The organism is Nocardioides donggukensis (assembly GCF_014842875.1).
GTDB lineage: Bacteria > Actinomycetota > Actinomycetes > Propionibacteriales > Nocardioidaceae > Nocardioides > Nocardioides donggukensis.
The window spans coordinates 906,696-921,623 of the sequence record NZ_JACYXZ010000001.1; the positions used below are offsets into that span (position 1 = coordinate 906,696).

Here is a 14,928-nt window from a genome sequence, read left to right on the forward strand (position 1 = left end):
CAGCCGCGACCGACTGACAAGACGGATCCCGCCTACTGGAGCAGGTGGGCGACCATCGCGCCCGCTGCGAGCTGCCCGGAGGCCGCGGCGACCAGCACCGACTGCATCGGCATCGGCATCGCGGCGACATGCGCCATGTCTCCTGCGGCGTGGACGCCGCGAAGGCTGGTGCGACCCATTACGTCCACCTCCACGCACCCCGAGGAGAGCATGTGGAGCCCGAGCTGATCCGCGAACGGCGCCGCCTGGGTGAGCGCGGTCGCGACGAAGACGCCGCCGAACTCTGTCGACGACCCGTCGGTCAACAGCACCCGGGCGCCGTCACCGGCGCGCTCGAGCCCGGCGACCTGCTCCTGCGCGAGGATCGTGACCGAGGAGGCGACCGGCTCCATGATCCGCCCGATGTGGGCGGCCTCCCCGACCACGGCGATCGGGCGGCCGGCGAACTCGTGACCGTGGCAGAAGGGACAGTGCGCCACCACGCTGCCGAAGAGCTCGGCGAGGCCGGGTGTGTCCGGGAGGGTGTCCCGGAGGCCGGTCGCCAGGATCACCCCTCGGGCGCCGAGGGTCTCCTCGCCGCCCTCGACCCCGACACTCACGCGGACCCTGACGCCGAAGCCGTCGCCGTCGGGGACCACGGCCGTCGCCGGGTCGTGGCGGACCGTCACCGTGTCATAGGCCGCCAACTCCTTGTGCGCCGCCGTCCGGAACTCCTCGGGCGGAGTGCCGTCGCGGGTGAGGAAGTTGTGCATGTGCTCGGCCGGGGCGTTGCGGTAGCTGCCCGAGTCGAGCATCAGGACGCGCCGGTGGACCCGGGCGAGCGTGAGGGTGGCCTGGAGGCCCGCGGGGCCGCCGCCGATGACGACGACGTCGTACTGGAAGGTGGTGTTTGCCATGTGCGCAAGGATCTGACTTCATGTCGACATGAAGTCAAGCGACGCTCGACCCGAGCTCTGGTCGATCGGGGAGATGGCCCGACGGTTCGGTCTCGAGACCCATGTGCTGCGCCATTGGGAGGACGTCGGGCTGCTCTCGCCGCACCGGGACGCGGCGGGTCGGCGGCGCTACGACCGGGACGACCTGGTCCGGATCGCGGTCGTGCTCCGCAGCAAGGCGGCGGGCATGAGCCTCCAGCACATCGTGGTCCTGCTCGACGCGGGGGCGGCCGACCGGCACCGGGTGCTCGAGGCGCACCTCGCCGACCTCGACCGTCGGATGGAGGAGATGCGGCGGTCGCGGGCGATGACCGACCACGCCCTGCGCTGCCGCGCTCACGACATCGCGACCTGCCCCCGGTTCCAGGAGGGAGTTGCAGACCTGGTGGCGGGCCGGACTCCAGCGCCCTGGTCCTGATCGCGCCCGCTGGACCACAGCGTCCGGGCCGCGTCGGGCCGCCGCGTACGGACCGCCGCGTCCGGGCCGCCGCGTCCGAGCCACCGCGTCCGGGCCACCGCGTCCGCAGGGTCGGCGCTCAGACCTCGAGCGGGGTCACGTACGCCGAGCTGATGCCGCCGTCGACGAGGAACTCGCTGGCGGTGATGAAGGACGAGTCGTCGCTGGCGAGGAACGCGACCGCCGCGGCCAGCTCAGTGGGCTCGGCGAACCGGCCCATCGGCACGTGCACGAGGCGACGCTGCGCGCGCTCGGGGTCGGCGGCGAAGAGCTCCTGGAGCAGCGGGGTGTTGACCGGTCCCGGGCACAGGGCGTTGATCCGCACCCCCCGGCGGGCGAACTCGACCCCCATCTCGCGGGTCATGGCGAGCACGCCGCCCTTCGAGGCGCTGTAGGAGATCTGGGAGGTCGCCGCGCCCATCACCGCGACGAACGAGGCGGTGTTGATGATCGACCCCTTGCCCTGCTCGAGCATGTAGGGCAGCACGTGCTTGCAGCCGTAGTAGACGCTGGTCAGGTTCACCTCCTGCACCCGGCGCCACACGTCGATGCCCGTCGACAGGATGGAGGAGTCCTCGGTGGGGGAGATGCCAGCGTTGTGGAACGCGACGTCGATCGAGCCGTACGCCTCGTGCGTCCGGGCGTAGAGCCGTTCGACGTCGGCCTCGTCGGCCACGTCGGTGCGCACGAACATGCCGCCGACCTCCTCGGCCACCTCCTGGCCGAGCCGGTCGTCACAGATGTCCGCGACGACCACCCGGGCCCCCTCGGAGGCCAGTCGGCGCGCGGTGGCCAGGCCGATCCCGCCGGCGCCGCCGGTGACCACCGCTACCCGGTCGGCCAGCCGCTTGGTGAGGTCCTGCTGCTCGATCATGGTCGCCTCCTGGGGCTGCTGCGGGGAAAGGGAAGGGGTAGGGGAAGGGAAGGGGTAGGGGTAGGGGGAAGAGGAAGGAACAGGGGCCAGGGCTGGGGGAGTGGGCCTAGTCGTCGGCGAGGTAGACGGTCTTGACCTCGGAGAAGGCGTCGAGCGCGTCCGGGCCGAGCTCGCGCCCGAGCCCGGACTGCTTGAACCCGCCGAACGGCGTGTTGTAGCGGACCGCGGAGTGCGAGTTGACCGACAGGTTCCCGGCCTCGACGCCGCGGGCCACCCGCAGCGCGCGGCCGACGTCGCGGGTCCAGATCGAGCCCGCCAGACCGTACGCCGTGTCGTTGGCCAGCCGGACCGCCTCCTCCTCGTCGTCGAAGGGCAGCACGCTGATCACGGGTCCGAAGATCTCGTCGGTGAACGCCGGGTCGTCGGGGCTCTCGGCGCCCAGGACCGTGGGCGGGAACCAGAAGCCGCCGTCCCCCGTGGGGCAGGAGCCCTGCACCAACACCTCCCGCCCGGAGACGTAGGAGGAGACCTGGTCGCGGTGGGCGGCCGAGATCAACGGCCCCATCTCGGTGGTCTCGGCGGCCGGGTCGGCGCAGACGAAGCCCTGGACGGCCGGGGCGAGCGCGGCCAGGAACTCCTCGAGCACCGGGCGCTGGACCAGCAGCCGGGACCGGGCGCAGCAGTCCTGGCCGGCGTTGTCGAACGCACCGGCAGGTGCCGCCGCCGCCGCGGCCGCCAGGTCGGCGTCGGCGAAGACGATGTTGGCGTTCTTGCCGCCCAGTTCCAGCGTCACCCGCTTCACCTGCTCGGCGCAGCCGCGCATGATCGAGCGGCCGACCTCCGTGGAGCCGGTGAACACCACCTTGCGGACGTCCGGGTGGGTCACGAAGCGCTCGCCCACCACGGACCCCTTGCCGGGCAGGATCTGCAGCACGCCCTCGGGGATGCCCGCCTCGAGGGCCAGCTCGCCCAGGCGCAGCGCGGTGAGCGGGGTCAGCTCGGCGGGCTTGAGCACGACCGTGTTGCCGGCGGCCAGGGCCGGGCCGATCGCCCAGCCGGCGATCGGCATCGGGAAGTTCCACGGCACGATCACGCCGACCACGCCGAGCGGCTCGTGGAAGGTCACGGTGGTGCCGCCGGCGACCGGGATCTGGTGCCCGAGGTGGCGCTCCGGCGCCCCGGAGTAGTACTCGAGCACGTCGCGGACGTTGCCGGCCTCCCAGCGGGCGTTGCCGATGGCGTGGCCGGCGTTGCGCACCTCCAGCTGGGCCAGCTCCTCGAGGTGGTCGTCGACGACCGTGGCGAACCGGCGCAGGAGCCGTGCCCGGTCGGCGGCCGAGGTCCGGCGCCACGACGAGAGCGCCCGCGTCGAGCGGGCGATCGCCTCGTCAGTCGCCGCCCGGTCGAGGCTCTCGACCTCGGCGATCGGCTCCGCGGTGGCGGGGTTGAGCACGGACGTGGTCATCGGTGGCTGTCCTCCATGCGGTGGGCGTGCTGGATCAGGGCGGCGAAGAGCCGGTCGTCGGTGGGGTCCTCCTCGGGGTGGAACTGCACCCCGAGCGTCCAGGCGGGGCCCTCAGGCTCCAGTGCCTGCACGAGGCCGTCCGGCGAGCGGGCGGTGACCCGCAGGCCGTCGGCCACCCGGTCGACGGCCTGGTGGTGGTAGCAGGGGACGGTCGTCGTCTCACCGAGGGCGGCGGCGATCCGCGAGCCGGGCTCGGTGCGCACCTCGACCTGGCCGTACTGGCCCGGGCCGGGCTGGTAGAGGGTGGGTCCGCCCGGCTCGGTCGCCATGCCCGGGACGACGTCCGGGACGTGCTGGTGGAGCGTGCCGCCCAGGGCGACGTTGAGGACCTGCACGCCGCGGCAGATCGCGAGCAGCGGCGTACCTCGCTGCAGTGCCGCGTGCACCAGCGCCAGGTCGTGGTCGTCCCGATAGGGCTCGGGGCGGGTCGTGGGGTGCGGGTCCTGTCCGTAGCGGGCCGGCTCCATGTCGCTGCCGCCGATGACCACGAGTGCGTCGAGCAACTCCAGGACGGAGGTGTCCGTGCCGATCGGCGGCAGCAGCAGCGGCGTGCCACCCGAGCGGACCACCGCCCCGACGTACGTCTCCGGCGTCAGGGCCGCCACCCGGCGCCAGTCGCCCCACGCGGCCTCCTTGAAGTACGTCGTGAGGCCGACCCGGGCGGCCCGGCCGGTCACAGCCGCTCGAATCCGCGCCGCAGCTCCCAGTCGGTGACGGCGGCGTCGAACGCCTCGATCTCCACGTCGGCGAAGTGGACGTAGTGCTCGACGACCGCGTCCCCGAACACCGCGCGGGCGATCTTCGAGTCACGGAACAGGTCCCGGGCCTCGTGCAGCGTGTGCGGCACGTGCGGCGCGTCGGAGTCGTAGGCGCTGCCGACCATCATCGGCTCGAGCTCCAGCTCCTGCTCGATGCCATAGAGGCCGCCGGCCATCATCGCGGCGAGCGCGAGGTAGGGGTTGGCGTCCCCGCCGGGCAGCCGGTTCTCCAGCCGGGCCGAGGCGCCCTCCCCGACCAGCCGCACCGAGCAGCTGCGGTTGTCCATCCCCCAGGCGACGGCCGTCGGGGCGAAGGAACCCTGGGCGAAGCGCTTGTAGGAGTTGATGTTGGGGGCGTAGAAGAGCGTGAACTCCCGCATCGTGGCCAGGACGCCGGCGATGAAGCTGTCGTAGAGCGCGGTGCGCTCGCCGCTCTCCTCGTCCCAGAAGATCGTGCTGCCGTCCTGGCCGCGCAGCGACAGGTGGATGTGGCAGGAGTTGCCCTCGCGGTCGTTCGGCTTGGCCATGAAGGTCACCGACTGGCCCAGGTCGGCGGCGATCATCTTCGCGCCGGTCTTGTAGACGCTGTGGTTGTCGGCGGTGGTCACGACGTCGTCGAAGAGGAAGCCGATCTCGTGCTGGCCGAAGTTGCACTCGCCCTTCGCGGACTCCACCACCATGCCCGCGGTGTACATGTCGCCGCGGATCCGCCGCAGCAGCGGCTCGACCCGGCCCGAGCCCATCACCGAGTAGTCGACGTTGTACTGGTTGCCCGGCGTCAGGTCCCGGTAGCCCTTGGTCCACGCCTCCTCGTAGCTGTCGCGGTAGACCACGAACTCAAGCTCCGTGCCGGCCACGGCCTTCCACCCGCTCGCCGCGGCCTTGTCGACCTGGGCCCGCAGCATCGAGCGCGGCGACATCGGCACCGGCTCGCCGTCGGTCGTGGCCAGGTCGCACTGCACCATCACGGTGCGCTCGAGCCAGGGAACCCAGCGGATCGTGTCCAGGTCGAGCACGAACTCCATGTCGCCGTAGCCGGACTCCCACGACGAGATCTCGTAGCCCTCGACGGTGTTCATCTCGGTGTCGACCGCGAGCAGGTAGTTGCAGCCCTCGATGCCGTCGACCAGGGCGTGGTCGAGGAAGTACGCCGCGTGCAGGAACTTGCCCTGCAGGCGACCCTGCATGTCGGTGAACGCGACCACGACGGTGTCGACCTGGCCACCGGTGATCGCGGCCCGCACCTCGTCGACGGTGAGCATGCGGGGGCTGCGGGGGTGGTCGGACTCAGGCATCTACGGCTCCTTGCGGGGTGGGGGCTGCTCAGCGCAGGTCGGACTCGGCCTGGGTGATCTGGGCGAACTCCTCCTCCGGCGCGGATCCGACCAGGTGGTGCCGGCTGTAGAACCAGAAGTAGGCCACGAACGCCACGAAGACCGCCGCCGTCACGCCGGCCGCCCGGACGTCGACCACGAAGGTCGCCAGCACCGCGATCACGCTGAGGACCAGGGCGACCCCGGTGGTGGCGACACCGCCCGGCGTGCGGTACCCGCGCTCGAGGTCGGGCTCCTTGCGGCGCAGGAGGATGTGGGACAGGTTCAGCAGCACGTAGGAGACGGTGGCGCCGAAGACCGCGATGTTGATGAGCACGTCGCCGTCGCGCACGATCGCCGCGAGCAGGAAGCCGATGGTGCCGGGCACGATCAGGGCGACGTACGGCGTCTTGCGGCCGCCGGTCAGCGAGAGCCACCGGGGCAGGTAGCCGGCGCGGGAGAGCGCGAACAGCTGTCGGGAGTAGGCGTAAATGATGGAGAAGAAGCTCGCGATCAGGCCGGCCAGGCCGGCGTAGTTGACGAAGTCCGCCAGCAGCGAGTTGCTGCCGTAGGCGACCCGGATCGCCTCCGGCAACGGGTTCGTCGACTCGCCCATCACCTGCGCGCCCGCGGCGCCCGGGACCACGGTGAGGATCAGGGCCGCGAAGACCAGCAGCACGAGCATCGCGACGATGATGCCGCGCGGCATGTCGCGTTTGGGGTCGGAGGTCTCCTCGGCGGCCAGGGGCACCCCCTCCACCGCCAGGAAGAACCAGATGCCGTAGACGAAGGCGGCGAGCAGCCCCGAGACGCCCATCGGCAGGAAGCTGCTGGACAGGGCCGAGCCGTCCGGGTCGATGTTGAACAGGTTGGCGGCGTCGAACTTGGGGATCAGGCCGACCACGGTGGCGATCAGCGCCACCACGGCGATGAGGGTGATGCCGAACATCAGCTTCAGCGCCTCGCCGACACCCCAGAGGTGCACGCCGACGAAGACCACGTAGGCGACAAGGTAGATCCACCAGCCGTCGGTGATGCCGAACAGGTCGAGCGCGTCGATGTAGCCGCCGATGAAGACCGAGATCGCGGCCGGCGCGACGGCGTACTCGATGAGCACCGCCACCCCGGTCGCGAAGCCGCCCAGGGGGCCGAGCGCGCGACGCGCGAAGCCGTAGCCGGCGCCCGCGGTGGGCAGGGTCGAGGACATCTCGGCCAGGCCGAAGACCATGCAGGTGTACATGATCCCCATCAGGATGGTGGCGATCAGCAGGCCGCCCCAGCCGCCCTCGGCGATGCCGAAGTTCCAGCCGGCGAAGTCGCCGGAGATGACGTAGCTGACCCCGAGCCCGGCCAGCAGGATCCAGCCCGCGGCACCCGCCTTGAGCTGGCGGTGCTCCATGTAGCCGGCCTGCGCGGCTGTGTAGTCGACGCTCGATTTCTTCATGCCGTCCCTCATGCCACACAGCCTCGAATCATTGGATCAGTTGTAGACCATTGACTGTTTCGGAGTCTGGACCCCGCGGGCGGAGGCGTCAAGGGTCCGGGCGGGACGAGCGGCGTCCGGGCGTAGCCTGACCTCGTGCGGGAGCAGATCAGGCCGACCGTCCCCCCGGTCCGGGTCGGCAACGTCTTCGAGGAGACGATGGAGCGCCTGGTGCGGTCGATCCGCCTCGGGCAGTTCCCGCCCGGCTCCCGGCTGCCCTCGGAGCGCGACCTCGCCGAGGAGCTGCGGGTCTCGAGGACCACGCTCCGCGAGGCCCTTGCCGAGCTCAAGGCGAGCAGCTACGTGACCGTGCGGCGGGGCCGCTACGGCGGGTCGTACGTCGCCGACGCCCTGCCGCACCGTCCGGCGGCGCCACTGGACGCGGACGAGGTCTCCGACATCCTGACGCTGCGGCGGATCCTGGAGCCGGCGGCCGCCGAGCTGGCCGCCGAGCGTGGGCCGACCGGGCCGCAGCGCGAGGAGCTGTGGTCGCTGCACGTGGAGCTGACCGAGTGCTCGGTGGGGCAGTACCGGCCGCTCGACTCCCGCCTCCACCTCCGGATCGCCGAGCTGAGCGGGACCCCCAGCCTGCTGGCGGCGGTCGCGGACACCCGGGCCCGGGTCAACTCCCTGCTCGACCGGATCCCGTTGCTCCCGACCAACCTCGACCACGCCAACGCCCAGCACACCGAGGTGGTGGTCGCGATCCTCGACGGGGACCCGGCCGCGGCACGGGCGGCGATGCTCGACCACCTCGACGGCACCGCGGCCCTGCTGCGCGGGTTCCTCGGCTGAGGCCCCCGGAGCGGCGGCCGCGGAGCAGCCGCTAGCCCTGGAGCCGGCCCATCCACTCCTCGACGGCGTCGGCCTCGCGGGGCAGCGAGTCGGAGAGGTTCGCCCAGCCGTCGCGGGTGACCACGATGTCGTCCTCGATCCGGATCCCGATCCCGCGCAGCTCCTCGGGCACCAGCAGGTCGTCCTCCTGGAAGTACAGCCCCGGCTCGACGGTCAGCACCATGCCCTCGGCCAGCGTGCCCTGCGCGTAGGCCTCGGGAGCGGCCCGACCGCAGTCGTGCACGTCGAGCCCGAGCATGTGGCTGGTGCCGTGCAGGGTCCAGCGCGAGTAGACCTTGCTCTCCGGGTCCAGGGCCTCCTCCGGCGAGACCGGCAGCAGGCCGAGGTCGCCGAGCCCGTGCGCCAGCACGGTCATCGCCGCCAGGTGCGGGGCCAGGAAGGCGACGCCCGGGCGGACCGCGTCGATGCCGGCCACCTGGGCCTCGAGCACCAGGTCGTAGAGGTCCCGCTGGAGCCCGGTGTAGCGCCCGTCGACCGGCAGGGTCCGGGTGACGTCGGCGGTGTAGAGGTTGGTGCCCTCCACGCCCATGTCGAGCAGCAGCAGCTCGCCGGGCGTCACCGGGCCGGAGTTCTCGATCCAGTGCAGGGTCGTCGCGTGCTTGCCGCCGCCCACGATCGAGTCGTAGCCGATGTCGTTGCCCATGGCCCGGGCCCTGCGGAAGAAGGTGCCCTCGATCCACCGCTCGCCGTACTTCAGGACGTTGCCCCAGTCCCGCACCGCGTCCTCGAACCCGAGGGCGGTGATGTCGCAGGCCTCGCGCAGCTGGCCGATCTCCCACTCGTCCTTGACCAGCCGCAGCTCCGAGGCGACCCGGGCCAGCTCGTCGTCACGGTCGGGGTCCCCGGCGACGAGCGCGTCGACGCCGGCGTCGACCCCGCGCTGGACCCGGGTCTTGCCGGTCTTCGCGAGGGCCGACGGCAGCTCGTCGATGTGGCGGCACGGCAGGCCCAGCGAGGACGACATCTCGTGCAGCGAGGGACGGCGCCCGGCCCACAGCTCGCCGTACTGCCGGTCCCGGAAGAACTCGTCGGTGTCGCGGCTCGACCGCGGGCGGGCGTAGAGCACGCCCTCGCCGTCCTCGACGACCAGCACCGCGTCGGAGGTCTGGTTCCCGCTGAAGTAGGTGTGCGCGGTGTCGGAGCGGAACCGGTAGTCGGTGTCGTTGCTGCGCACCTTGAAGCCGCCCGCCGGCAGCACCAGCCGCTCGCCCGGGAAGGCGTCGGCCAGCCGTGCCCGCCGCTGCGCCGCCCACTCGGTCACCGGGTGCGGCGGCAGGTCCAGCTCGCGGTCGCCCCACCCGGTGCGCATGAAGGCCGACCAGGCCTCGGGCACCTTGGGGTCGTGGGACTCGGTGCGCACCTGCTCTCCTGCGTCCGTGGGCCGGCTTCGGGTCGTGTCGTCGGTCTCGCTCACACCTGCCACCATACGACTCCGCTGCGGGCGAGCCGATAGGCTCCCGACCATGCCCGTACGTCGCCGCGACAGCATCGTCTTCACGGTCGTGGTCTCGTCGATCGCGGCCGTGGCGGCCGTCCCGATCGCGCTGCTCCTCGCCCTGTCCGGCGAGCCCATGGTGGTGGTCACCGCCGCCCTGTTCGCCCTGATCCCGGTCGGGCCGCTCGTGGCCGCCTACCTCTGGCTGGACCGCTACGAGCCCGAGCCGCGCTCGCTGCTCGCGGCCGGCCTCGCGTGGGGCGCCTTCGTGGCCACCCTGCTCGCGCTGGTCCTCCAGGGCATCGGCGGCCTGATCACACCCCTGTCCGACGGCGCCAGCCTCGCGGTCGCGGCACCGGTCACCGAGGAGGCCACGAAGGGGCTGTTCCTGCTCCTGCTGCTGCTCTGGCGTCGCAACGAGCTGGACGGGATCCTCGACGGCATCGTGTACGCCGGCATGGTCGGCATCGGCTTCGCGTTCACCGAGAACATCCTCTACCTGGCCGCCGCCTACAACGGCACCGACGGCATGGGCCCCGGCGGCATCAACGGCCTCGGCCTGCTGTTCCTCATCCGGGGCGTGGCCAGCCCCTTCGCGCACCCGCTGTTCACCGCGTTCATCGGGATCGGCGTGGGGGTGGCGATCACCAGCCGGATCCGCACGGTCAAGGTCGTCGCCCCGCTCCTCGGGTACGTCGTCGCGGTCGCCGCGCACGCCCTCTGGAACGGGTCCACGCTGCTCGCCGACGGCGTCGGCTTCATCGCGGTCTACCTGCTGGTGATGATCCCCGGCTTCCTGGTGATGGCCGGCTTCGCGGTCTGGATGCGGACCCGGGAGCGCGGCGTACTCGACCGGGCCCTGCGCGACGCGGCGCAGCGCGGGCTGATGCCGCTCGAGGACGTCCCGCACGTCGTCCACCTGCGGGCCCGTCGCGCGGCCCGCCGGTTCGCCCTGGAGCACGGGGGCAGGCCGGGCCTGGAGGCCATGCGCGACTACCAGCAGGCCGCCGTCGAGCTCGGCTACCTGCACCACCGGGTGCTGCGGGGCACGGCGCCCGGCGACTACGCCACCCGCGGACAGGGCTTCGTGGAGCGCATGCACGCCGCCCGACCCGCGATCGCCTTCCCGGCGCTCGCCAACTCTCTCGGAGGCCGGCACGCATGACCGACTCGACCACGATGCTCACCGCGCTGGTGCGGCTGCGCAGCTCGCTGCAGGAGGCACCGCTTCCGCTCGACGTGCCCGACGCCGAGGCGCACCGGGTGACCCGCACCGAGATGATCGACCAGCTCGAGGACTACGTCATCCCGCGGCTGACCACGATCGAGGCGCCGCTGCTCACGGTCGTCGGCGGCTCCACCGGGGCCGGCAAGTCGACGCTGGTCAACTCCCTGGTCGGCACCAGGGTCACCGAGCCCGGCGTGCTGCGCCCCACCACCCGCTCGCCGGTGCTGGTCCACCACCCCGACGACGCGCACTGGTTCGGCCAGGACCGGATCCTGCCCGACCTCGAGCGCACCACCCGGGCCACCGGTGACCCCTCCGCCCTCCAGCTGGTCGCCGCGCGGACCGTGCCACAGGGTCTGGCGATCCTCGACGCCCCCGACGTCGACTCGGTGGAGGAGCGCAACCGCACCCTGGCCGGTCAGCTGCTCGCCGCCGCCGACCTCTGGCTGTTCGTGACCTCCGCGGCCCGCTACGCCGACCAGGTGCCCTGGGACTTCCTCAAGCAGGCCGCCGAGCGCAGCACCGCCGTGGCCATCGTGCTCGACCGGACCCCGCCGGAGGCGGTCGAGACGGTCTCCACGCACCTCGCCCGGATGCTCTCGAGCCGCGGGCTGAAGGACTCGCCGCTGTTCGCGGTGCTGGAGGGCACGGTCGACGAGGACGGACTGCTGCCCGCCGCGGCCGTGGCCGACGTCAGCGGCTGGCTCGGCTCGCTGGCCGCCGACGTCGACGCCCGTGCCGCGGTCGTCCGCCAGACCCTCGAGGGCGCGATCCGCAGCATCGCCCGTCGCGCGCACACCGTCGCCGACGCCGTGGGGGAGCAGGCCGCCGCGACCGATGCACTGCGCGCCGACGCGGTCTCGGTCTACGACGAGGCGGTCGAGGCGGTCTCCCGAGCCAGCGCCGACGGCACCCTCCTGCGCGGCGAGGTGCTGGCCCGCTGGCAGGAGTTCGTCGGCACCGGTGAGCTGCTGCGCTCGCTGGAGTCACGCGTCGGCCGGGTCCGGGACCGGATCGTGAACACGGTCAAGGGCAAGCCCCAGCAGGTCGAGCGGGTGACGGTCGCGGTCGAGTCGGGCCTCGAGACGCTGCTGCTCGAGCACGCCGAGGCGGCGGCCGAGCGGGCCGAGGCCTCCTGGCGCTCGGTGGCCCACGGCCGCAGCCTGCTCGAGGGCGGCCCGGACCTCGGCCGCGCCTCGCGCGACTTCCGCCGCCGTGCCGAGCGGGCCGTCCGCGAGTGGCAGCAGGACGTGCTCGACATGGTCCGCAGCGAGGGCGCCGACAAGCGCACCACGGCCCGCTTCCTCGCCTACGGCGTCAACGGGCTCTCGGTCGCACTGATGGTCGTGGTCTTCGCCCACACCGGCGGCGTCCTGGTCGGGGCCGAGGCCGGCATCGCCGGCGGCAGCGCGGTCCTCGGTCAGAAGCTGCTCGAGGCCGTCTTCGGCGACAACGCGGTCCGCCGACTGGCCGAGCGGGCCCGCAAGGACCTCCAGACCCGGGTCGAGGCGCTGATGGCCGAGGAGCTCGAGCGTTACCTGAGGCTCCTTGACGCGTTGGGTGTGCAGGAGGGCGCCGCCGACCGGGTGCGGGACGCGGCTCGCCGGATCGACGACGAGCGGTTCGCCCTTCGTTCGGTGGAAGGCGGTCAGCCTGCATAGGCTGACCCCCACCACCGTGCCGACCGATCCACTGTTCCGAGGGAGCTGATGACCGCATTGCTCGAGGGAGCCCGGAAGATGGTCTCCAGGAAGTCCGACGTGGGTGCCCGCGTGGCGGGCCTCCAGGTCGCGGTCGAGCACGCCCGCGGGAGGCTCGACGACGGACTCGTCGACGCCGCCGCGGAGGTGGTCGACCGCGCCTCCGGGCGGCTGCGTCTCTCTGCCGAGCACACCGTCATCGCGATCGCCGGCGCCACCGGCTCCGGGAAGTCCTCGACCTTCAACGCGCTCACCGGCCTGGAGCTCTCGGCGGTCGGCGTCCGCCGCCCCACCACCTCGTGGGCCACCGCCTGCGTCTGGGGCCGGGAGGGCGCCGAGGAGCTCCTCGAGTGGCTCGGGATCCCGTCCCGGCACCAGGTGACCCGGGACTCGATGCTCGACACCGGCCGGGAGGACACCCGGCTCCAGGGCACCGTGCTGCTCGACCTCCCCGACCACGACTCCACCGAGGTCTCCCACCACCTCGAGGTGGACCGGCTGGTCAAGCTGGCCGACCTGCTGGTGTGGGTGCTCGACCCGCAGAAGTACGCCGACGCTGCGATCCACGAGCGCTACCTCAAGCAGCTCTCCGGCCACGCCGGCGTGATGCTGGTGGTGCTTAACCACATCGACAGCGTGCCGGTCGCCGGCCGGCAGGCCATGCTCGACGACGTACGCCGGCTGCTCGACGCCGACGGCCTCGAGGAGGTCCCGGTCCTCGCCATCAGCGCGCGGGAGGGCACCGGCCTCGACGACCTGAAGGACGAGATGGCCCGGCGGGTGGCGAGCAAGAAGGCCACCCGGACCCGGCTCGAGGCCGACGTGCGTGAGGTGGCCGAGGCGCTGGCCGAGGCCTCCGGGACCGGCAAGCCGCAGTCCCCGCGCCGCGAGCGCATGACCGAGCTCGAGAACGCCTTCGCCGACGCCGCCGGGGTGCCGGTGGTCGTCGAGGCGGTGGCCGCCTCCACCCGGCACCGTGCGAACCGGGCCACCGGGTGGCCGGTCACGGCGTGGCTCTCGCGGCTCCGGCCGGACCCGCTCAAGCGCCTGCACCTGGACCTCGGCAAGGACGGCCGCGCGCTCACCCGGGCCGGACGCACGTCGGTGCCCGAGCAGACACCCGTGCAGCGGGCCCGGGTCGACTCCGCGGTCCGCGAGCTCGCCGACGAGGTCGGCGCCGACCTGTCCCGCCCCTGGCAGACGGCGATCCGGAGGGCCTCCACCTCCCGGCTCGACGACGTCGGCGACCGGCTCGACCAGGGGCTGGCCTCGACCGACCTCGGGGTGGCCAAGCTGCCCTGGTGGGCGGGCCTGGTGCGGGCCCTCCAGTGGCTGCTGATCCTCAGTGCGATCACCGGGGGAGTGTGGCTCGGTGCGCTGGCGGTGATGGCCTACCTGCGGGCGCCGGACCCCGGCACCCCGGCCGTGCTGGGGGTCCCGCTGCCGACGCTGCTGCTGCTCGGCGGCGTGCTCGCGGGCGTGCTGCTGGCGCTGCTGAGCCGGGTGCTGGTCTCGCTGACCGCCCGCTCCCGGGCCGCCGCGGCCGACCGGCGGCTGCGGGCGAAGATCCGGACCGTCTGCGTGGAGCTGGTGCTCAGCCCCGTGGAGGCCGAGCTGTCGTCCTACGACCAGGTCCGGCACGGCCTGAGCGCCGCGCTGCGCTGAGCTGCCTGCCGCGCTGCGCTGTGCTGAGCGCTGCGCGGGGCCGACCCGCCTGTCGCGCACAGCCCGCCGACGGGACAGGTCCCTCCACAGGCTGTCGATGGGGTCGGCCCGGCCGACCCCGGTTGCCGGTTTGCTCGTCGTCACGCCACGACGACAGGAGACCCCCATGAACGAGACCTACGTGACCCTCACCGGCTGGCTGGGCAGCGACGTGACCGAGCGGATCGTCGGCTCGGCGTCCGTCGCGACCTTCCGGGTGGCCTCGACGCCGCGTCGGTACAACCGCCGCGACAACGCGTGGACCGACGGCGAGACCACCTGGTACACCGTGAACGCCTGGCGGACCCTGGGCCGCAACTGCCTCGACAGCCTGCGCCAGGGCGACCCGGTCACGGTGCACGGCAAGCTGACGGCGCAGGTCTGGACCGACCCCGCCGGGGTCAAGGTCCAGTCGTTCGTCGTCGAGGCGGTGGCCGTCGGCCACGACCTCAGTCGGGGCGTCTCCGAGTTCACCAAGCGCCTGGGCGGTGGGACCGGCGAGGCCGACGACTCGGCCCTGCGGGAGGCCAACGCGGGGTACGGCGTGGGCGGGCCGCAGATCAGCAGCGCCGGCGAGACGCTGGACGACATGGTGGAGGACGACAAGGGCGCCTCGGCGTCCGCGGAGCCGGCCGCGTAGCGTCCCGCCCGGTTGGGTCGC

The 14,928-nt window shown here is 72.7% G+C and carries 13 protein-coding genes; 6 read left to right on the forward strand and 7 right to left on the reverse strand.

Annotation, left to right across the window (positions count from 1 at the left end; all coding sequences use genetic code 11):
• Positions 1–32: 32 nt before the first annotated feature.
• Positions 33–896 (reverse strand): NAD(P)/FAD-dependent oxidoreductase, encoded by an 864-nt coding sequence (locus IE331_RS04500; protein ID WP_192140867.1) that lies wholly within the window; start codon positions 894–896, stop codon positions 33–35.
• Between the two features lie 28 nt (positions 897–924).
• Between IE331_RS04500 and IE331_RS04505 the strand changes: the two genes are divergently transcribed.
• Complete coding sequence (locus tag IE331_RS04505; RefSeq protein ID WP_192140868.1) at positions 925–1,353, forward strand: helix-turn-helix domain-containing protein; 429 nt, start codon at positions 925–927, stop codon at positions 1,351–1,353.
• A 118-nt stretch (positions 1,354–1,471) separates the two neighbouring features.
• Here IE331_RS04505 and IE331_RS04510 read toward each other — a convergent pair whose 3' ends face one another.
• From IE331_RS04510 to eat, 5 genes are all read right to left on the reverse strand, one after another.
• Positions 1,472–2,266 carry a 3-oxoacyl-ACP reductase gene (locus IE331_RS04510; protein ID WP_192140869.1) on the reverse strand — a complete coding sequence of 265 codons (795 nt, stop codon included), beginning with the start codon at positions 2,264–2,266 and terminating at the stop codon, positions 1,472–1,474.
• 106 nt (positions 2,267–2,372) lie between these two features.
• Positions 2,373–3,731, reverse strand: coding sequence for an aldehyde dehydrogenase family protein (locus tag IE331_RS04515; RefSeq protein ID WP_192140870.1), 1,359 nt, complete (start codon positions 3,729–3,731; stop codon positions 2,373–2,375).
• A complete protein-coding gene (locus IE331_RS04520; RefSeq protein WP_192140871.1) occupies positions 3,728–4,468 on the reverse strand; it encodes a gamma-glutamyl-gamma-aminobutyrate hydrolase family protein in 741 nt (246 codons plus the stop codon). The genes IE331_RS04515 and IE331_RS04520 overlap by 4 nt, the downstream gene beginning before the upstream one ends.
• Complete coding sequence (locus tag IE331_RS04525; RefSeq protein ID WP_192140872.1) at positions 4,465–5,844, reverse strand: glutamine synthetase family protein; 1,380 nt, start codon at positions 5,842–5,844, stop codon at positions 4,465–4,467. Before IE331_RS04525 ends, IE331_RS04520 begins: the two co-directional genes overlap by 4 nt.
• 28 nt (positions 5,845–5,872) lie before the next feature.
• The gene (gene eat / locus IE331_RS04530) at positions 5,873–7,306 is read right to left on the reverse strand and encodes an ethanolamine permease (RefSeq protein ID WP_192140874.1); all 1,434 of its coding nucleotides are present in this window, start codon (positions 7,304–7,306) and stop codon (positions 5,873–5,875) included.
• 135 nt (positions 7,307–7,441) lie between these two features.
• Here eat and IE331_RS04535 point away from each other — a divergent pair, with 135 nt between their 5' ends.
• Positions 7,442–8,140 (forward strand): FadR/GntR family transcriptional regulator, encoded by a 699-nt coding sequence (locus IE331_RS04535; protein ID WP_201931057.1) that lies wholly within the window; start codon positions 7,442–7,444, stop codon positions 8,138–8,140.
• 31 nt (positions 8,141–8,171) lie between these two features.
• On the opposite strand, the gene IE331_RS04540 is transcribed toward IE331_RS04535, so the two are convergent.
• Complete coding sequence (locus IE331_RS04540) at positions 8,172–9,614, reverse strand: aminopeptidase P family protein (RefSeq protein ID WP_201931059.1); 1,443 nt, start codon at positions 9,612–9,614, stop codon at positions 8,172–8,174.
• Between the two features lie 49 nt (positions 9,615–9,663).
• On the opposite strand from IE331_RS04540, the gene IE331_RS04545 reads away from it, so the two are divergent.
• The 4 genes from IE331_RS04545 (at position 9,664) to IE331_RS04560 (ending at position 14,907) form a co-directional block, all read left to right on the forward strand.
• Positions 9,664–10,800, forward strand: coding sequence for a PrsW family intramembrane metalloprotease (locus IE331_RS04545; RefSeq protein ID WP_192140878.1), 1,137 nt, complete (start codon positions 9,664–9,666; stop codon positions 10,798–10,800).
• The gene (locus tag IE331_RS04550; protein WP_201931061.1) at positions 10,797–12,524 is read left to right on the forward strand and encodes a GTPase family protein; all 1,728 of its coding nucleotides are present in this window, start codon (positions 10,797–10,799) and stop codon (positions 12,522–12,524) included. The genes IE331_RS04545 and IE331_RS04550 overlap by 4 nt, the downstream gene beginning before the upstream one ends.
• Before the next feature lie 48 nt (positions 12,525–12,572).
• Positions 12,573–14,228, forward strand: a complete 1,656-nt coding sequence (locus tag IE331_RS04555; protein ID WP_192140885.1) for a YfjP family GTPase — start codon at positions 12,573–12,575, stop codon at positions 14,226–14,228.
• A gap of 166 nt (positions 14,229–14,394) precedes the next feature.
• The gene (locus tag IE331_RS04560) at positions 14,395–14,907 is read left to right on the forward strand and encodes a single-stranded DNA-binding protein (RefSeq protein ID WP_192140887.1); all 513 of its coding nucleotides are present in this window, start codon (positions 14,395–14,397) and stop codon (positions 14,905–14,907) included.
• The last annotated feature ends 21 nt before the right edge of the window (positions 14,908–14,928 follow it).